A 19,336-nucleotide genomic window follows, 5' to 3' on the forward strand; every position below is an offset into this window, starting at 1 on the left:
AAACAACTTGTTATAAAAATGAATTGTGATAAAATTTAATTATTTCCCTCCCCAACCGGGCCGTCTTTTTCATTTTCTGCCATATACTTATTATCCTTGCCTCTTCTTTGCTCATATCTTCCTCCAAGGCTTTCCCGCATTTTTTTGGGCACCAGCTTTTGCAATTTCTTTTTTACACCGTTCATATTTTTTTGTGAAGCAATATTATTCCACTCCCAGGGGTCTGTCGTGTGGTCGTACAACTCTTCGGTTTTATCAGGATAACGGATGTACCTGTAACGGCCATCAGTAACTGATGTATATCCTGTACCATAGGTAGTTAATGAATAACTTCTGAAAGAAGCATTGCCATTCGTAAATATGAGCACCATGCTTTGCCCCTCTAACTTGTGAGGAGGTTTATTAAGTTTGCAATACTCAACAAGGGTTGGGTATAAATCTATTAAACCAACTGTTTGATTGATGACCTGGGGTTTGCATCCTGGAAAACGGATGAGCAAAGGAGTATAAGCACTCATTTCCCACATCGTACCTTTTTGCCAGCGTATTTTTTCACCATTATGATAACCATTATCACTGCAAACTATTACTATAGTATTGGCGGCATAAGGGCTTTTATCCAATGCCTCAATTACACGGCCCATATTCCAGTCGGCAAAAGATGAAGTGGCGCAATAACCACGAATTAATTTTTCAACAGTCTGTAATATTTCTTCCTGCGATTTACCAAATTGTTTCAAACTATCCACCAACTCTCTGGCAAGAAAAGGCACATCATTTAAATCGCCGTCTTTATATCCTTGCGGTAATTCAAAGTGCATACCCTCATACAAATCAAAAAAACGTTTGGGTGCTGTATAAGGTGTATGCGGCCGCCACAAACCATAAAATAAAAAGAATGGCTTATCATGTTTATCTTCTAAAAATTTTACTGCCGCATCTGCATTTACAATATCAGGAAAATCACTGTCAGGCCCTGTCCATGCTTTTACTGAAGAAAACTGGCCGTTTCCTAACCAGTATTCTTTTTCAGCAAAGGGCCCAAACCCACCCATGTAGATGGGCCGGTTGTCAAACATTTTTTCATAACGGCCACTGTCAACCTTTGCATGAAATATTTTTCCTCTTGCCCATGTTTCATAACCGCTCTTATGAAAAGTTTCGGGAAAAGATTCCGTATTACGAAGTATTGATTTACCACGCCATGGATCGCTGCCGTTTAAATAAGCTCCGGTGGTGTGCGGATACAACCCGCTGAACATAGATGCACGGGAAGGCACACATACAGGTGCCTGGCAGGTGGCTTTTATAAAATTCAAAGCCTCCTGTTTTAACTTTTGGAGGAAAGGGGTTTTTACTTTAGGGTAATAATCGGTTGCTCCAAAACCATTCATATCATCTAACTGTATTATGAGCACATTGGGACGTTGCTGCGCCATTGCAAATTGACAAAAGCAAAACAGCAAAAATAGAATTGTAATAGCCTTTGCAAGCATTTATAAATCGTTTATACCAGCAATTTCTTCAAAACCCAATGAATAAAGATGTTCTATTATTCTTCTTTATTGCTTTATCATTCTTTCTTCCGGTGCAATAAAGCTGTTTAATAAGATAATCTTTGTGAAGCAGCTTTTATAATTTTATAACAAGTGGATGTTTACCTGCCTCCGTTGCAATATCTATATTTTCTACACCATCGTTTTCATGGCCGTATGGCTCAGCGGCAAGCCCCCCTTGTATTGTTAACCGACCAAACACTACCACTCTGCGTAGCGGTAGTGTTTGGTGCAAATGCTGTAACCAATTTTATTATTTTCCTTATTATTGGGCCAAAAGCGGCCAAGCAAAAACTGGCTGTGTGCACTGTAGTTCCACTTAGCTGATGGATTTTTCAAGAGTGGCGAAAAATTATTACCCAGCGTTTGTGATGGTATAGGCAACCCGGCCAATGCACATAAGGTGGAATAAATATTCAGCAGTTCAATAAGCCCATCAGTATTCTTTCCTTTGGCAGTAACATTTTTTCCGCTGATGATTAGCCGTATCCTGTATCAATTTCAAAATTGGTTTGCTTGGCCCAACTGTTGTGTTCACCCAGTTTCCAGCCATTGTCGCTCCATAGTTCAATGATGGTGTTATCATACAATCTTTCATCCTTTAATGTTTGAATAAGCTTTCCAATTTGTGCATCAATGTAAGGATGCAGGCATAATACCCATGAAGGAGTTTTCGTTGCCATTCTTCCTAAATACATGCTTTGTTTGGAAGCAGCAAGTTTTCAAAATCATCGTAAAACGTAATTCTTGGTCGCCGTCTACTGCATAACCGGGGAATTGATGGGAATGAATTAAATATTGGGGCGTTGTGTTGTTGCGAATTGAAATATAAAGAGTATCAGCAGAGTTACATAAACAGAACGCATAGATATGATGTTGAATTGGCAATTACATTTTTCCCTGAACAACATTTATGTTTTCATAAAACATTATTTTGCAAAAGTTATTTACGATAATTTTACTAAAATACAATTTGCTGAAGTCAACGTATATTAAATGAAACAATCAATTTTCAAATTTCTACTTTTAGTACCAATTTTATTTACTTGCAAAGAGTCTTTTGGTTTAGAACCGGGCACAGATGGACCATTGAAAGATGAGTTACTAAAAAATTATGTGAATTATTTCAATGCCGTTGACCAGGAATTGTACAAACAGCATATTCCTAATTCTAAGTCGTATGATTTTTTGGCTAAGAATATCCCACTTTTTGAATGCCCTGACAAAAGTGTAGAACGTACTTATTATTTCAGGTGGTGGACATATCGTAAGCACATAAAAAAAACACCTGTTGGATACATTATTACTGAATTTTTACCAGATGTATCATGGTCGGCAACTTATAACGCAATTACATGCCCGGGGTTATTTCATTTTAATGAAGGAAGATGGTTGAAAGATCCAATCTATCTAAATGATTATGCTAATTTCTGGGTTTATCATTCAGGATATCATAAAAATGAAAAATGGCGTCACTTTAAAGCTGTATTAGGTCATGCGTTTCCTTTAAGCGATGCCATTTTACAATTTCATAAAATACATCCGCAAAATAAACTGATTGAAAAAGTAATCAACGAATTGGCTGCAAATTATGAAGAACTAAAAAAACTAAGAGCTACTGAACTCGGGCTTTATTGGAGCAATGCGGGTGGTTGGGAAGGCGACGGAATGGAAGTTGCAGTTGGTGGAAACGGCATAAGACCTACTGTAAACTCATATATGTATTCGCAAGCGAAAGCTTTGTCTGAAATGTATTTGATGGTTGGTGATAAAGCAAAAAGTGAAAAATATAAAAGTGAGTCAGCACAAATAGCTGATTCAATGATGAAACTTTTATGGGATGATAAAGATTCCTTTTTTAAGGTTGTAAGAAAAGCAGATTATTCTACCAAAAAATCTGCAGACGTAAGAGAACTCTTTGGCTATGTGCCCTGGTGTTATTCAATTCCACCTAAAAATAGCGGCTATGAAAAAGCATGGCTTCAAATTCTTGACAAGGATGGATTTTATGCACCTTACGGACTTACTACCTGCGAGCAGAGACATCCCGGATTTAAGATTAATTATGAAGGTCACGAATGTCAATGGAACGGTCCAAGCTGGCCTTACGCAACATCACAAACGCTTGTTGCAATGGCCAATGTAATCCAGGAATATCCTCAGAATATTTTAACCCGTAAAGACTATTTAAATCAATTCCTGATTTATACAAACAGTCAAACATTGCAAAAAGAAAATGGATTTACAATTCCCTGGATTGATGAAAACCTTAACCCATATACAGGAGACTGGATTGCCAGAACAATGTTGAAAAGAAAAAAAGAACAGTATGTTGAACGTGGTAAAGACTATAATCATTCAACCTATGTTGATTTACTCATAAGCGGATTAATAGGGCTTAAACCCCGCATGGATAATGTTATTGAAATAAATCCCTGCTTACCTGAAAACACATGGGATTATTTTTGCTTAGACAGAATTCCTTATAAGGGTCATCAACTTACTATCATCTGGGACAAAACAGGTAATAAATACAATTCAGGGAAAGGGCTGACGGTTTTATCTAATGGAAAAGTAATTGGGAAATCAGAGAACTTAAACAGAATACTGTGTGAAATAAAATAAAACTTATAATTAATAAACAGGATCAGCAGCTAAAAATTCTGAACAGGTATATTTTCACGGGCAGATACATAAATTGCTTCCTGAACTTTTATATTAGTAAGATAATCATTGCCGCTTGTTTCAAATGGTTTATTATTTATTATACAATCAATAAAATGATGCTGAATTTGATACACACAATCTCCTGCAAAATTTATATTCTGGTGATGATAGGCATACACCCTTTCAGACAAACCTAATGTTTGAATAGAGATGTTTCCATTATTATATAATCTTATACTGCCTTTATCACCTTCGATAAGCATTTCACCAAAGGTATAACGGGCATTATCACTATTACTTTCATTATAACGGTTGGCATCCCATACTGCCTGTACACCATTTTCAAATTCAAAGTGAACGATGCCTGCATCTTCTCCTTTAATAACAGGATTTAAATTTCTGAGTTTGGCATATACTTCTTTTACTTCGCCAAATAAATAACGAAACGTATCAATAAAATGAATCCCTGTTTCATATACAAGCAGCCGTTCCATTTCTCTGAAGTAAGGCTGGCGGTTTAAGTAAGCATCTTCACCCCATCCATCTCCCATTCGCATTCTGAAGTAAGCAGAAAAAATAGTTTCACCAATTACTTTTTCATCCAAAAGTTTTTTGATTTCTCTGTACCAGGGCTGGAAACGAAAATTTTCATGTACCATCAATCGCACACCCGCTGCTTCTGCTTCGTTTACAATTGTACTTGCTTCCTGTAAAGTTGGTGCCAATGCTTTTTGCACAATCACGTCAATTTTTCGTTTGAATGCCTCTCTGCAAATTTGCAGATGTGTTTCAGGAGGAGTGATGACATCAATAAAATCGGGATCTTCATTGTCAAGCATTTCGGTTACTGAATTGTAAACGGATGCTATCCGAAATGTTTCAGCCATTTCATTAGCTTTATCTTTATCGAAGTCGCATAAGGCCACTATTTTAACTTCCGGTATGCGGCTCCACGCCTCATATTGAAAACGGCTGAAATAGCCTGCACCAACACAAACAGCTTTAAGCATAGTTTTAATTGATCGTTTTTTCAGGGTTCATCTTTAGCCATGTGAATATTGCTGCAATATTTAGTACTGCGGCAAGATAAAAAAATACAGATGGAGATCCAACCCAGCTAAGTAAATATGGAAAAGCAAGTGAAGTTATGAACGCACCTAAATTTCCAGCCATGTTCATATTACCGGAAACAGCCCCAGCCTGTTGTTTACCAATATCTGCGCAAAAAGCCCAGGAGGGAGGCAAGGTCATATCTGCTCCAAAAATTGCCAGACTTAAAAACAGAACAGCAGCATTAACATCAGTCATAAAAGAGCTGATGATCAGACCAGCTGCCGATAATGAAAAACCTGTTGCAGCAGGCAACCACCTTGATTTTCGATAGTTGCCCTTTGTATAAATGTTGTCCATCCACCAACCACTAAACCAATTGCCCGCTGCACCTGCTATTAACGGCAATGATGCATACCATCCCGCAGCCACTGCTTCCAAGTGAAATTTTTCTTTGATGTGCGGATATAACCAGGTAAGCGCAAAGAAGAACGTAAAGTTGCTGCAGAAATATTGCAACATTGCCAACCACATATTACCTTGTACAAGGATATTTTTAAATGGCAGCTTTGCAACAACTGTTGTAATGGGCTGACGGTTAGTAACAATAAATTCTTTTTCGCTTAATGAAAGTAACGGATGCTCTTCCGGTTTGTCTTTAAATAACCAATACCAAATGAATGCAAACCCAACCCCTATGGCACCTAATAAATAAAATGTATTTTGCCAGCCCCAATTGGTAATCAAAACAGATAACAAAGGCAATGCAAAAGCAGCTCCCAACCTGCTGCCCGAAAAATTGATCCCTGTTACAATGCCTCTTTCATTTAATGGGATCCAACTTACCACAGCCCTGTTAATAGCCGGAAACGCACCTGCTTCACCGGCCCCAAATAAAAAACGTATCAGAAGCATAGAAACATAATTCCAGGCTTTAGCAGTAAAGCCGGTAAACAAGGACCACACAATTACAATTACAGTTAATACCTTTCTTGCACCAAGCTTATCAGCCAACATGCCGCCCGGTGTTTGAAATAATGCATACCCCAATGCAAATGCACTCAATACCCATCCCATCTGTTCCTTCGATAAATCCAATGATTTTGCAATAGGGTCTTTCGCCACAGAAATACAAATCCTGTCAACATACAACAGTAATGTTAAAAAGAAGGTACCCAATACAAATATGAAACGTCCTTTTATCAATGTTATAAATTATGATCTTACGGGCTTTCGTTTTTCACTGCATCTTCGTTGCTTCGCATTTATCCCTTTTTTACCGGACACTTGCAGGGCAACACATCAATCATCATTTCAATTTTTCATAAAGAATTTTGAGTGCATTTTCATCGCCGACATTTCCTGGAAAAATAATGTAAGGCAAACCAGGAAACTTACTTTCAACTCCGGCTAACCATACGGGAACACCCGGCAAAGCCTGTCCTGTTACTGTTGCTCTTTTTATCTCCAGCGATTTTGTTGCAATATCACTTGAAGTAATACCACCTTTGGCAATGAAAAACCGGGGAACACTTTTTAATCTGCATAGGAGACCAGTAATATAATTTGATACTTGATTGCCAATCAGCAGGCTTTCATTTTCATTGGCACCAGCCTGCAGCAACCGGCTGGTGTAAATCAACACATCTTTACCTGTACTTATGAATGTTTCCATCCTGCCTGCATCATGTGTTAAATTTGTTTCATTGTTTATTATTTTAGTTACATCCAATTCAATGGCAGTTAAAGATTCGTTGTGAAGTAAAGCCTGCAACTGGCTGGTAGATTTAGGCACATACGAACCAATTATAATTAAACCGCCATTTTTATTATTAGCCGTTGTCAATTCATTTTTTCCCAGAAGATTTTTTTCTTCACTTCCTGAAACAGCTTTTACAAAAGAAGCTGCCGTTCTGAAAAACATCTGAACACCCGATTGCAAATAAGCCGCTGCAAATTTTTCTACATCATAGTACACAGCAGCGTTAACAATACAGGTTGAAAATTCCGGCATAACTGCTATTTTCTTTGCGAGCATTTCTATTGATTCTTCTCTTAACTCTGCCAGTGAAAAAGAAACAACATTATCAGATCTGATTACTCCTTTTGATTTTTCCTCAACCCATTCTTTTAAATGAGAATGAGAAAAACCAAAGGCTTTATCTTTTGCAAAAGAGGTTTCAGCCACAGGAATTAACTGCTCCCCTTCTTTTACGTAGTGTACATCGTCAATTGTATAGCGCCCGCCTTCAAAAAAAGCAGGAATAACGGCGGTAAGAAAATTTTCAATTTGCAGCCCATCCGCCAATGCAATAATATCGTTCGGGAAGTGTCCACGTAGTGTACTGTCGCCACGGCTGATTAAAATAAATTCCCGGTTATATTTGCCAAATGCTTTTGCAATATTTCCACCAATTTCACGATGCAGTTTGTCAGCTTCTTCAGCATTCATACTGCGAGTGTTGGTAAGTATATAGAACAGAGGGGATCGATTATTTATTTCCTCCTCAATACTTTCTGTATCCCAAACTGTGAGTACCGGAACACTGTGCATAGTTTGTGTACCCGTAGGATCATCATCTAAAACAACAACAGTTTGGTCACACTTCTTCAGTTGCGCATTGATGATTGCTTTCAAATCTTCTTCTTTAAAAGACGGCAAAGCATTCATTGTATTTTTAAAATTCAACTGCATTATTCCTGTATGGCAATTATTCTGGCCGGGGCACCGTCACCTTTATAGATTTTTAATGGCAAAGCAATTAATTGTACGGTTTCTTTTGTCAGTGCTTCCGTATTACAGATTCCTTCTACAATAATGACATTACCGCCCAGTAAAATCTGGTGAATCAATGTTACTTCCGGCAAATTATTTACATCAGCAACGCTTGGCGGCTCAACTGCAAGGATGTTAACTTTTCTGTTTACTAACCATTCTGCAGCATCTTTGCTTATCCGAGGCAAATCATTTCTAAACTTATCTGTTCCCAATAATTTGCTCCACCCTGTTTTAATAATAATGCTTTCACCTTGTTTTATAACATTTCCGATCATTGCAAAATCAGAAACTGTTATCATTTGTTTAGGTTGATTCACTTTAACAGAAACTACATGTGCTTTTGAAATAAACCGTTCAACCGGAATTTCATCTATTCGTACGTCAGTTGCCTCAAAATGAAAGGGTGCATCCATATGTGTACCTGCATGAGAATAAATATGCAGGTTGCTTGCGTTCCAGCCATCCTTAATTTTGGTTCTAGCCGCTTCACAACTAAAACCACTTACTTTATCGGAATATGCAGTGGTTAAATCTACTATCAACTTATTTCATTCTTTCAATTACAGATTTGGTAATATCAGTTGTACTGCTGCTACCGCCACAATCCACACTCAGTATACCTGCAGTTGTACTTTCATTTACAGCCGCAACAATTGCTTTGGCTGCTTCTGCTTCACCAATATGCTCTAACAGATAAGCTGCTGACAAAAACTGGCCGTAAGGATTGGCAATATTTTTACCTTGTATATCTGGAGCACTTCCGTGAATAGGCTCAAACATAGATGGGAATTCCCTTTCAGGGTTTATATTACCGGATCCACCATAACCAAGACTGCCCATAATAGCTCCACCCAAGTCACTCAATATATCGCCAAGCATATTTGTAGTTAGCAATACGTCAAATATTTCTGGCTTTAAAACAAAATTTGCAGTAGCAGCATCAATATACATTTTACGGTACTCTACATCAGGATATTGTTCTCGTACTTCATCTATCACTTTATCCCAGTAATACAAAGTATGGATCATGGTGTTACTCTTGGTAACATTGGTCATGTGCTTTCTTCTTTTTCTTGCTAATTGAAAAGCGTAATGTGCAATACGGGTAATGCCTGCTCTGGTAAACACATTTGTATCTGTTGCAAGGCCGTAAGGTTCGTCAGGATACAATACACGACCATTTTGAACAAACTCACCCTCGTTGTTTTCACGAATGATGACGAGGTCAATATCTTTTTGTGTTTTGCTTCTTAATGGGCTGTTGATACCTTCCAGTAATTTACACGGACGATAATTTACGTACTGGTTAAAACTGGTACGTACAAGATTAGTAAATAATCTAAAGGGCAGCCTGTCATCTACTTCCGGCAGACCTACAGCACCAAACAAAATAGCATCAAATTTTTTCAATTCATCCAGAGCACCCGGTGCGATAAAATCTCCGTGTTTTAAATAATATTTTGCACCATAGTCAAAACTGGTGGTTTCTAAAGTAAAAGCAAATTTTTTGGCTGCCACTTCCATAACTTCCATTGCTGCAGGGACAATTTCATTTCCGATACCATCACCATTGATGGCTGCAATTTTGTACGCTTTCATTTTTGATTTCTATTTGATTTTATTAGTTAATTCCAAACTTTTTTACCAATCTGTCATATTCAGTTTTGGTGATTGTAATGATACTTCCATGTCTTGTGTTTGAAGGTACACTGTACCAGTTGCTGTAGACTTCGTACCAAGGCCCTTCAACAGTTGCCGCTGAAATCACTTCATAACCATTACCCGGATATTGTTCATAATACAAAAGCCAGCCGTTGCCATCAATCTTTTTAACCAATGTAGGCGCCTCCCTCCAATTGGGAGAAATTTGCTCTTGCGGATAAGTCCAAGGGCCATCTAATGAAAGCGATGTACTTAACCGGATACTCTTTCCCGTGGGCCGTGAAGGTGAAGGCATCATTTCTTCCTTTATAAATGCATACCATTTGTTGTCGATGTGTCTAACAATAACATCGATCATTGCAAAATTCCATGGAAACATTTTTTTACTGGGGGCAAATGATCTCAGATCTTTTGAAGTGCTGTAATAAATAACCATGCTTCGCCAGAAAGTATCCATGCTGTTTTTTACCCTTTCTTCGTTGGGTGTTTGCCAACTCAGGATATATTGTTTATCAGTAGTATCGAAATACAATTTTGGTGCACCATAACTTTTCAGGTTTCCCTTACGCATTTGCAAAATATCTGAGGGACCAAATTTGTTGAACAATTTCCAGTTGATTAAGTCATCAGACTGCCAGATGGCAATTTCATTATCAGCATTTTTACCGGTACGGTTATTCCCCGGCATATAATATTTGCCATCGTGGCCACGAATAATATCACTATGGCCCCAATAACTGCTATCCATCACCGGTTCGCCATTATTCATTTTTTTCCAATTCAGACCATCCATACTGACAGAATAATACAGGCGGCCATATTTTTCAGCGGTCATATGGCTGAAGAGATATGCATAGGGAGCTTCCTTTGTCTGCGATTGAGCTAAACAAAAATCTGCTGAATGGAAAAGAAATGTAAGAAATATGATAAGCAATGCTCTCATCTTATTTTATAGCAATTAATTTTAAAACCACGGCTCCGTGGGGCGGCACATTACGCCTTACCTCTTTTGTAATGACCTCCTCATCTGCCTGTTTCCAAATATCTCTTACTTTGAATTTCCCTCTTATTTCTTCCCATTCCAATTCAAAGCGTATATCCTGCTCTATTTCTGAAATATTAAAAAGCGCTACATATTTATTCTTTGTGCCGGGCTCATCAGCAATCCAGATACGGTTATTTTTTGCCAAACCACTGTATGTGAAATTATCGACCTGGTGATTGTTGCTGCTGTTTTGATTTATATACAACAATTCTTTATTGCTCAACATGGCATAATCTTCCTCAGTACTTTGCAATGGGTCGCCACCCCAAATTAAAGGGCTGCGTACCATACACCATAGACTCATTAATGTTTTTTGTTCCTCTCTCGTAAGGAAAGAAAAATGCTCTCTCTTGTTATATGTATTTGGGTCGAAGTTGGCTGGTTGCTGCCGAACAGGAAAACCTGTAAGGCATAATTTACCTATAGGAATCATATCTGCATCAGGCCATGTACCATCGCCAATAAACGCCTGCCACATGTACACTAAATCAAACATGTGCAATACATCGTTCCATTCATCCCAAAAATCGATGGAGATACGATACATATTTGCATTGGCTTCCATATGATGGGCATAACTCATAAATGCTTCTCCGCAAGAAAGACTCAGTAGTATTTTTCGTCCACACGCATCTATGGCATTGCGAATTAACTTTATTTCGGCTGCATGATAAGTAGGCGATGAAATATCATCCACTTTTACAAAATCAACACCCCAGCTTGCATACAGTTTAAAGAGCGAATTGTAGTATTCCTGTGCGCCTGGTTTGCTTGCATCAATACCATACATATTATTATTCCACTTACAAGTGTCAAATGTTTCAGCAATATCTTTTGCAAAATACTTTGTACCAATGATGGGCGTGTTCATTGCCACGGCCTGACGGGGTATGCCACGCATGATGTGAATACCGAATTTCATTCCTTTTTTGTGCACTTCATCTCCAATGCTCTTAAAGCCATTATTGTTTTTTGCTGATGGGAACCGATTTTCCGAAGGCAAAAGCCGCCCAAATTTGTCCATTGTTAACTGTGGACTAAAATTTCCGTTTGCGTCCTGTTGTTGTTGAAGGCCAATCGTTTTCCAGTTATAGTTGGGGTCCCAATCATCAGGGCCTGGATTGAACCAGCAAAAATCTATAGTCACATAGTTATAACCCAACGGAAGTAATTTCGTACGAACGGCTTCAATACTTTCTAAAAACTGCTTTTCAGTAATTGCTCCATGGTAGGCATCATAACTGTTCCAGCCCATAGGTGGTTTGGATGACCAGGTGTTAAACGAAGATGTGATCGGGTTGTCTTTTTTGGATGTTTTTATCCCACTTTGTGCAAAAAACTGAGTGGCTGAGAAAACTAAAACCAGAAAGCTGAGGAAATGCTTCATTTTCAAAATTTAATCAATCGCTAATGGCTGTAATTTCCTGCAATTATACAAGGAGCTTTAGCTTCTGCATACTCACTCTTTGCTGCCACGTACATTTAATACAGGATAAAGGTTGTTTTTTTAAGCTGATATTAAAAAAAAGGCCCTGTTAGAAAACAAGGCCCGGTTTTAACGATTGTTTACTTTGCTTCATGACTGTCAAACATATTTATCCATCATACTTTTGGCTTTTCCTGTTGTACTATATTAACACTCTGTTGTCTGAATCAGAAATATTGCAGTTTTTGTTGCAATCACTGAAGTGAAAAAGGATTAATCAGGTTCATTGCCGGGTTTAAAATCCCGATTCAGAGTTAATAAAAACTTATCCATCCTGAATCCATCCTCCCGCATTGAAAATTGAACAGTGTGTAAGCCGGGCTTATCTATATCTAAATAAATTTGATAAGGTACACCGCAATGTTCTTTTTGTGTACGTTGCTTGCTCTCCAACCACCATTTGTTTTTTCCGGCACACCATTGCATTCTTAAGCCTGTTTCGGGCCAGTTGCCATTAATCCCTACATGCACACTGTTATCCTCGCTGCCGGTACTCATAGCCCTTACCCATACATAATAGCGACCAGGAGTGGCAAAGTTGACATTGTAAGACAACACAGCCATTTCACCTGCCTTGTTTGAAAAGTTGATGCCATTGTACAGCGAATCGCCATGTGTTTTTCGTGTATCAGGCAATATCATCATGTATTTTTTCCCCGATGCAGAATCATTTGTTTGCAAGTGCCACTTTCTTTTTTCATCTTTTGTTTGGTTGGCAAAATTTTCTGCTTCCATTTCCACATAACCATCTTTTTCGTAAGCCATAGGTTTGTTATCCAACTGCAATTCTGATTGTATCTGCAGTAATCCGGTTTTATTTTCAATTATTTCAAATAAACGGCAGCGAATATTTCCTTTATTGGGTTGATGGATACTCATTATCAATTTCCCATCAAATGTTTTGAATAAAGAAGGATGACCGCCATCGCCATCGAATAATGGTTGTGCAATTTGTTTCCAGGGGCCATTCAATTTACCCGATGCTGAAACTGCTTGCCCTACCGCATAACCATTTTTTGCAAAGCTGCTCCAGAGCATTAGCAATTGTCCTTTTTTATTTTTATAAAATGCAGGGCCGTCAGTAACAAAACCTCCACCGTGTAAATCTAAACCTCTTACCCAAGGTGCTGCTGTGGCTTTAAATAATGTTGTTGGTTTTGATAACAATTCAGATAAATCATTTTTTAAAGGAACCATTTCAAGTGTACCGTCTTTTACCTGAATCCATTCTCTGCAAAAGACCATGTATGGTTTACCATTTTCTACCATTAATGTACCGTCTAACGCCATCCATTCAGGTGGGGTTTCGGCTTTACTACTAACGGGCAAAAAAGGGCCTTCAGGTGAATTGCTTTTAAGAATAACGGTTGCTCTGCGGGTAACTACACTATCCGGTCTGTTTGTTAACTGATGCTGCAACTTTATTTTACTATTCGTAAATGTTGTAAATAAAAAATAGCTTCCGTTAAACTCATGAACTTCCGGCGCCCAGCAACCGTGTGTGGTATCTGCCCAAAATCCGTTACCGGTTTCAAAAACCTTATAAGGCCCTTCCCAGTTTTCGAGGTCTTTGCTTTTGTAAACTGTTACTCCCATTCGTTTGCCAGGCATCCCATTGTAGTTATAGGAACTGGAATACATATAATAGGTTTTGGATTTCAAATCCGGAAAAATAAACGGATCACGGATATAGATTTGCGACCGTTTAAGATTATTCTGCCTTGCAGAAACGGGAAAACAGATGTGCAGAATAAATAAGAAAAGGCATGTTTTCAACACAATGAGCTGAGTATTTTTTGCAGCAACCATATATACAAAAAAACACAGCCGACATGAAAAATGCCGACTGTAGAATATTATTCTTTTGCTCTATTGTGCAAACAATCCTTTTAAATTTAAATTCTTACTGTTTTTTGAGTGGCCATTGGCGCACCAGGTTACGCATTGCCCATGCTTCATAGTTTGCCTGCATCTCTTTGAGTAATCCGGGCATTTTGAAAGCAAGGTTCGTCATCTCGGTGGGATCTTCTTTTAAATTAAAAAGTTCCCATTCCCCCTTGTCTCTTTTAGCAATTTTGTAGTCCCCATCTCTGTAACCTGCATTACCGATATGTTCCCAACCGATTGTGCGTTTTTTAAGAGAAGAGGACGGATTCAGAAGCCATGGCAATAAATTAATTCCCTCGCCTGCACTGATTTTTCTCTTTTGATAAACGGATGGATAGGCGGCTCCTGCAACAGCACAAAGTGTTGGCATAATATCAATTAAGTGTCCAACCTGTCTGGCAATTGTACCCCCGTCTTTTATTTTAGCAGGCCAGTGTACAATCATAGGTGTTGCGATTCCGCCCTGGTGCACTTGTTGTTTATATAACCGAAAAGGCGTGTTACTGAAGTTTGCCCATACCTGCCCTTGGCTGACACTCCATCCACCTTCCTTTTTCCATTGACCGTAGTTGCTGATTTTATACTGATCGAAATTCATTCCATACATTCCCCGTTCAGCTGAAGCTCCGTTGTCAGAAAGAAAAAGGATTAACGTGTTTTCGTATTCTCCGTTTTGTTTCAGCCATTGTATCACTCGTCCAATATTCTGATCCATCCTGTCAACCTGTGCAGCATAGATGGCCCTTCTGAATTCGAGTTCTTTTTTATCAGCTGTATTTACGGTGTCCCATCGGGGATTTTCAGATGGAGAAAGTCTTGCATGCTGTGGAACAATACCAAGTCGCTTCATTTTTTCCAATCGTTCCTCTCTCATTTTATCCCAACCTTTTGAATATGCATTCGTATAGTTGGCAATATCCTCATCAGGCGCTTCTAAAGGAAAATGTGGAGAGTTATATGCGAGATAAAGAAAAAATGGTTTCGCAGTATCATGTTTGGTTTCCTTTAAAAACTGAATGCCGTAATCTGTAAACGCATCAGTGGTATAAAATTCTTTTTCAGGGAAAAGTGTGTTTACAGGCTTAGCAGTATGTGGTACCAGTAAGCTCCCGTTATAATAAATGTCACAACCTTCCAATACTTTATAATAACTGTCAACGTGTAGATTGATACCATAAAATTTGTCGAATCCTCTGTCGGTGGGCCACTGCGCTTTTTTATGTCCTACATGCCATTTCCCACTCATCATTGTTTGGTAACCTGCTGACTTGAGAACTTCTGCCAATGTAACGGTATTATCAGTTAAATAACCAACATAACCAGGACCCTGATTGGCATACACCATGTTACCAATCCCTGCTTTATGGGGATATAAGCCGGTCAATAAACTTGCTCTTGTCGGGCAACATCTGCCGCCATTATAAAATTCAGTAAAACGAACACCTTCTTTTGCCAACAGGTCAAGATTCGGTGTATTGATTTCGCCACCATAACAACCAATATCAGAATACCCCATATCATCTGCAAGTATCACAATAATATTCGGCTGTTTTCTTTTTGTTTGTTGTGCATGCAATTGAAATGAAAACACATAACTGATTACTAAAAAATAAAAATACTTTGTAAACATCATGGATTACTTATTTTATCGGCTGAAATAAAATCAACGGCGAATGGAATTCCTTTATTTAACAACGAAATTGCATGCGCCCCTTTCCTCAGAAATATTTTCTTTCGTGTGGTGAGAAAATTGCCATTCATTTTACCCGGCAAAGCATGAAACAGGTATTCTTCGTTGGCAATTTGTAAGAGTACGATAATATTGCCGGTTAATTTTGAATTTTGAATGCTGGCATAGTGAACAGCCAAATCGTAATAGCCTTCTTCAGGCACTACAACAGTTGAAGAAACAACACCTGAATTGGCTTCATTAAACAGTAGGTATTTACCACCTGATACTGTTACTGTATCCCTAATAACTGCTTTATTAATCTGTGTACAATTTTCGGCTTCCAGCAAGAATCCTTTCCCTGTAACAGGCAAATAGGCCAGACGTAAATGACCCGCCCCGTAAGGAATTAGTGAAATAGTTTCCGTTCTGATGTTGTTCATCTGAACTGGACTTGCAGGTGGTTCTTCAGGCATTGTTGCGGCGGTATCCCGGCCTTTATCTGTATAAAAAGTACCCCACGAGTTTACTGGTTTTGCTTTTACGGAAATAGAAACCGGAGAAGTAACAGGATTAAACGGATTTTGATCAGATGGTTTGTAAGAAAAAACAAGTTGTGAGTTAATATTTTTGGACAAATCAATATCTAATGCATAATTCCATTTTGAGCCGGGATATACTTCATACTCATGAAACGGAGCTTCATAATCTTTGAACCTTTTCCATTCTTCCTCAATTTTTAAACTATAAACCAATGGTCCACGTTCTACTCCGGCAGTATTATTTACCCAACGGCTTACAACTATTTCCATTGGAAATTTCAGGTTAATTCTGTCTCCATTCTTCCACTCCCGGTTTACGATGTAAAAAGAACCGGGCTTGATATCACTCATGAACTTCCCGTTAATTGTTACAACCGGATTCTTACACCATTGTGGTATGCGCAACTGCATAGGAAAAATAACAGGATCACCTGTCAGCGTAACAGTCATTTCAATTTCATCATGAAAGGGATAGTTGGTTTTACTCTTAATATTTATCTGTTGGCTGTCGGCCACATACGCAGTAACATTATTGGGGCCATAGGCAATAGCAGCAAGTCCTCCATCTGCTGTAGCCATCCACATATGTTTTACAAAATAGGGCCATCCCATATGAAAATTAAAATTGCAGCAAGGGTAGCCTGAATGCGGACCAGGCATGATGCCATTACGATAATTATCTTTATAAAAATTCCTGCTGCCGTTATTGCTGATTGCCTGATTAGGTGTTTGATAATATTGTAACTGAGTGATATCCGGACTTAAGCAGGCAGGCAATGCATTAAACGTAATTTTTTCCAAATGGTCGGCAATTATTGCATCGCCCAGAATACTGATCGCAATTTCATCTGAGAGCATTTGCTCTACCACACCGCATAATTCAATTCCCTGTCTTGACAGCCTGCCGGAGAGGGGTTCAGTTCCTGAATACATTCCATCAATGCGGCCATGCTCATACTGCAAATGATATTCAGCATTAGCATAAGCAACCCTGTCGGTATCAGACCATGTATATTGAAACCAAACAGGCGAAAATTTTCTGGCTTGTGCCACATTTACATTATGTGAATCCCCGCCTTTTTCAACAAATAAATTTTTATTGAAAATTGAAGTCCACTGGAAAGATTGCTGCTTTAATTTTTCACTTAAATCAAGTAACCATGCTGCACCGGTTCGGTTGTACAACCAAAAAATCACATCAATATTATCACCAGCCCTTGCTTTCGCCCAATATAAAAGAGGCTGACCATCTATTTTTTGTAATTGATACCTGAAGTAATTCAATAAAAAAGGGATTACTCTTTGATCATTTGTTATTTCATAATAATCCCGCAAATAGTAAAGCACTACCATACGTGGCCACCAGTCATCATTGGAACCCGGTCCAAACTGCCCATTTTCCTGTTGGCTGTTCAGTGTCCATTCGATCCATTTTTGTGTTTTAGAAATTAACTTCTCATCCTTGAGTGTAAAAGCAAGTCCGAGAAGGCCTTTTACGTAATAAACAGGTCTTTCCCAATCTGACTTATTTTCGTTACCTCCTAACCAGGCACTGTTGCTGCCAAGTTCCTTATACAACCATTCTGCGTTACCGGTTAGACCGCTTTTCTGCAATTCCAATTGTTGACGCAACCACCCTGTTGCTTCTACAGCTCCATAAGGAAGTCTGAGAAAAGGAACTGGCTTTAAAGGTGCTTTATTTTGTGTATACGTCTGGGCTTTCACTGTAACCGGTGGGCAAAATGTGAGAACCGATAGAAAAAAAATGATTGTATAATGTTTCATTAGCATTGTTAACAGATTGTCGAATGTCTGTTCATACAAAATTGCCGGATAAAGCATTACATGATTTCCCTTAAACTAATAAAAACTTTACAAATATTAACGTCGCTTCATGGCAAACGAATCGATAATACCGGAAATCAAAAACTTCATTATCATATTTTACCCTGTTTTTTACATTTTTTCGCAACAGTGCAGCAAAATCCATCAAAACTTGTCATTTTTGAGAAGCCCAAACTTTAATCATTATGAATGTTCTTCAATTCACCATACCAGTTCCGGGAGATCAGAATATTATTATTAAAGATGAAACCGGAGCTTTCTTTTACCCCCACCTGCATCGGCATGATGAAATTCAACTTACCTGGATTATAAAAGGAGAAGGCACCCTGGTTGTAAATAACGGCATGTACAATTTTCATTCAAATGAGATTTACTGTATTGGAGCAAATCAACCTCATGTATTTAAAAGTGATCCTTCCTATTTCATAACAAGAAGTAAACGAAAGATCAAAGCATTGACTATTTTTTTTAATCCTAATGGCAAACTGAAAAATGTATTTGATTTAGCTGAGTTACGGACGATACAGAGCTTGTTTCAAAAGTTCAGTTCCGGTTTCAGTATTCCTGAAAAATATACACATAATGTTTCCTATTTGATGAATAATATTCTTCATAGAACAGGAACTTCCCAAATGATTTGTTTTATGGAGCTATTAAACCTCCTTACCGGCATTCCCGATCTTCAAAGGTTGTCACAAAAAGAGGGCTTATCAACAGTAAATGAAAATGACGGCTTGCGAATAAGTAATATTTATCATTATGTGATGATGAATTTTGACAAACAGATTACGCTGGAAGAAATTGCAGAAAAAGCAAACATGTCCACCCCGGCCTTTTGCCGGTATTTTAAACAACGAACAATGAAAACCTTTGTTTCGTTTTTGAATGAAGTAAGAATAAACGAAGCATGCAACAGACTTACTCAGGATAATTTTGATGGAATTTCCACTGTAGCTTACACATGCGGTTTTAACAGCATTACACACTTTTACAGAGTATTTAAATCAATTGTTGGACAATCCCCAAGTGAATATCTGAAAACTTATTCCAGCAAAGTCTTTTCTTCAATGACTCACTCTCATTGAAGAACTTCCCCTTGTTAATATATGTAATTCTTTCATTAAATAAGGAGAATAACAGGCTTATAA

The 19,336-nt window shown here is 38.2% G+C and carries 15 protein-coding genes; 2 read left to right on the forward strand and 13 right to left on the reverse strand.

Annotation, left to right across the window (positions count from 1 at the left end; genetic code table 11):
• Positions 1 to 35: 35 nt before the first annotated feature.
• The 3 genes from VK159_RS12285 to VK159_RS12295 all read right to left on the reverse strand — a co-directional run bounded on the left by VK159_RS12285 (position 36) and on the right by VK159_RS12295 (position 2,239).
• A complete protein-coding gene (locus tag VK159_RS12285) occupies positions 36 to 1,439 on the reverse strand; it encodes a sulfatase (protein ID WP_324230435.1) in 1,404 nt (467 codons plus the stop codon).
• 193 nt (positions 1,440 to 1,632) lie between these two features.
• Positions 1,633 to 1,791, reverse strand: a complete 159-nt coding sequence (locus tag VK159_RS12290) for a hypothetical protein (RefSeq protein WP_324230436.1) — start codon at positions 1,789 to 1,791, stop codon at positions 1,633 to 1,635.
• 244 nt (positions 1,792 to 2,035) lie between these two features.
• Positions 2,036 to 2,239, reverse strand: a complete 204-nt coding sequence (locus tag VK159_RS12295; RefSeq protein ID WP_324230437.1) for a sulfatase-like hydrolase/transferase — start codon at positions 2,237 to 2,239, stop codon at positions 2,036 to 2,038.
• 313 nt (positions 2,240 to 2,552) lie between these two features.
• On the opposite strand from VK159_RS12295, the gene VK159_RS12300 reads away from it, so the two are divergent.
• Positions 2,553 to 4,181 (forward strand): MGH1-like glycoside hydrolase domain-containing protein, encoded by a 1,629-nt coding sequence (locus VK159_RS12300; RefSeq protein WP_324230438.1) that lies wholly within the window; start codon positions 2,553 to 2,555, stop codon positions 4,179 to 4,181.
• 29 nt (positions 4,182 to 4,210) lie between these two features.
• Here VK159_RS12300 and VK159_RS12305 read toward each other — a convergent pair whose 3' ends face one another.
• The 10 genes from VK159_RS12305 to VK159_RS12350 form a co-directional block, all read right to left on the reverse strand.
• Positions 4,211 to 5,233: a Gfo/Idh/MocA family oxidoreductase gene (locus VK159_RS12305; protein WP_324230439.1), complete on the reverse strand. Its 1,023-nt coding sequence runs from the start codon at positions 5,231 to 5,233 to the stop codon at positions 4,211 to 4,213.
• A 4-nt stretch (positions 5,234 to 5,237) separates the two neighbouring features.
• A complete protein-coding gene (locus VK159_RS12310; RefSeq protein WP_324230440.1) occupies positions 5,238 to 6,479 on the reverse strand; it encodes an MFS transporter in 1,242 nt (413 codons plus the stop codon).
• A gap of 103 nt (positions 6,480 to 6,582) precedes the next feature.
• Positions 6,583 to 7,968 carry a four-carbon acid sugar kinase family protein gene (locus VK159_RS12315; RefSeq protein WP_324230441.1) on the reverse strand — a complete coding sequence of 462 codons (1,386 nt, stop codon included), beginning with the start codon at positions 7,966 to 7,968 and terminating at the stop codon, positions 6,583 to 6,585.
• A complete protein-coding gene (locus tag VK159_RS12320) occupies positions 7,968 to 8,594 on the reverse strand; it encodes a cyclase family protein (protein WP_324230442.1) in 627 nt (208 codons plus the stop codon). Before VK159_RS12320 ends, VK159_RS12315 begins: the two co-directional genes overlap by 1 nt.
• Position 8,595: 1 nt before the next feature.
• Complete coding sequence (locus VK159_RS12325) at positions 8,596 to 9,651, reverse strand: isocitrate/isopropylmalate dehydrogenase family protein (RefSeq protein ID WP_324230443.1); 1,056 nt, start codon at positions 9,649 to 9,651, stop codon at positions 8,596 to 8,598.
• A gap of 22 nt (positions 9,652 to 9,673) precedes the next feature.
• A complete protein-coding gene (locus VK159_RS12330; RefSeq protein ID WP_324230444.1) occupies positions 9,674 to 10,657 on the reverse strand; it encodes a glycoside hydrolase family 43 protein in 984 nt (327 codons plus the stop codon).
• A gap of 1 nt (position 10,658) precedes the next feature.
• On the reverse strand, positions 10,659 to 12,146 hold the full coding sequence (locus VK159_RS12335; RefSeq protein ID WP_324230445.1) for a glycoside hydrolase family 27 protein: 1,488 nt from the start codon (positions 12,144 to 12,146) through the stop codon (positions 10,659 to 10,661).
• A gap of 312 nt (positions 12,147 to 12,458) precedes the next feature.
• Positions 12,459 to 14,054: a family 43 glycosylhydrolase gene (locus tag VK159_RS12340; RefSeq protein ID WP_324230446.1), complete on the reverse strand. Its 1,596-nt coding sequence runs from the start codon at positions 14,052 to 14,054 to the stop codon at positions 12,459 to 12,461.
• Between the two features lie 94 nt (positions 14,055 to 14,148).
• Positions 14,149 to 15,765, reverse strand: coding sequence for an arylsulfatase (locus VK159_RS12345; RefSeq protein ID WP_324230447.1), 1,617 nt, complete (start codon positions 15,763 to 15,765; stop codon positions 14,149 to 14,151).
• Positions 15,762 to 18,128 carry a beta-L-arabinofuranosidase domain-containing protein gene (locus tag VK159_RS12350; RefSeq protein ID WP_324230448.1) on the reverse strand — a complete coding sequence of 789 codons (2,367 nt, stop codon included), beginning with the start codon at positions 18,126 to 18,128 and terminating at the stop codon, positions 15,762 to 15,764. The genes VK159_RS12345 and VK159_RS12350 overlap by 4 nt, the downstream gene beginning before the upstream one ends.
• Before the next feature lie 245 nt (positions 18,129 to 18,373).
• On the opposite strand from VK159_RS12350, the gene VK159_RS12355 reads away from it, so the two are divergent.
• Positions 18,374 to 19,273 carry an AraC family transcriptional regulator gene (locus tag VK159_RS12355; RefSeq protein WP_324230449.1) on the forward strand — a complete coding sequence of 300 codons (900 nt, stop codon included), beginning with the start codon at positions 18,374 to 18,376 and terminating at the stop codon, positions 19,271 to 19,273.
• The last annotated feature ends 63 nt before the right edge of the window (positions 19,274 to 19,336 follow it).

Origin of the sequence: Lacibacter sp. (assembly GCF_035299325.1) — a bacterium.
Lineage (GTDB): Bacteria > Bacteroidota > Bacteroidia > Chitinophagales > Chitinophagaceae > Lacibacter.

Coding starts and splice junctions, on each gene's coding strand:
- VK159_RS12285 (WP_324230435.1), bottom strand. CDS start 1,439: ATGGCGCAGCAACGTCCCAATGTGCTCATAATACAGTTAGATGATATG.
- VK159_RS12295 (WP_324230437.1), bottom strand. CDS start 2,239: ATGGCAACGAAAACTCCTTCATGGGTATTATGCCTGCATCCTTACATT.
- VK159_RS12300 (WP_324230438.1), top strand. CDS start 2,553: ATGAAACAATCAATTTTCAAATTTCTACTTTTAGTACCAATTTTATTT.
- VK159_RS12305 (WP_324230439.1), bottom strand. CDS start 5,233: ATGCTTAAAGCTGTTTGTGTTGGTGCAGGCTATTTCAGCCGTTTTCAA.
- VK159_RS12315 (WP_324230441.1), bottom strand. CDS start 7,968: ATGCAGTTGAATTTTAAAAATACAATGAATGCTTTGCCGTCTTTTAAA.
- VK159_RS12325 (WP_324230443.1), bottom strand. CDS start 9,651: ATGAAAGCGTACAAAATTGCAGCCATCAATGGTGATGGTATCGGAAAT.
- VK159_RS12330 (WP_324230444.1), bottom strand. CDS start 10,657: ATGAGAGCATTGCTTATCATATTTCTTACATTTCTTTTCCATTCAGCA.
- VK159_RS12335 (WP_324230445.1), bottom strand. CDS start 12,146: ATGAAGCATTTCCTCAGCTTTCTGGTTTTAGTTTTCTCAGCCACTCAG.
- VK159_RS12340 (WP_324230446.1), bottom strand. CDS start 14,054: ATGGTTGCTGCAAAAAATACTCAGCTCATTGTGTTGAAAACATGCCTT.
- VK159_RS12345 (WP_324230447.1), bottom strand. CDS start 15,765: ATGATGTTTACAAAGTATTTTTATTTTTTAGTAATCAGTTATGTGTTT.
- VK159_RS12350 (WP_324230448.1), bottom strand. CDS start 18,128: ATGAAACATTATACAATCATTTTTTTTCTATCGGTTCTCACATTTTGC.
- VK159_RS12355 (WP_324230449.1), top strand. CDS start 18,374: ATGAATGTTCTTCAATTCACCATACCAGTTCCGGGAGATCAGAATATT.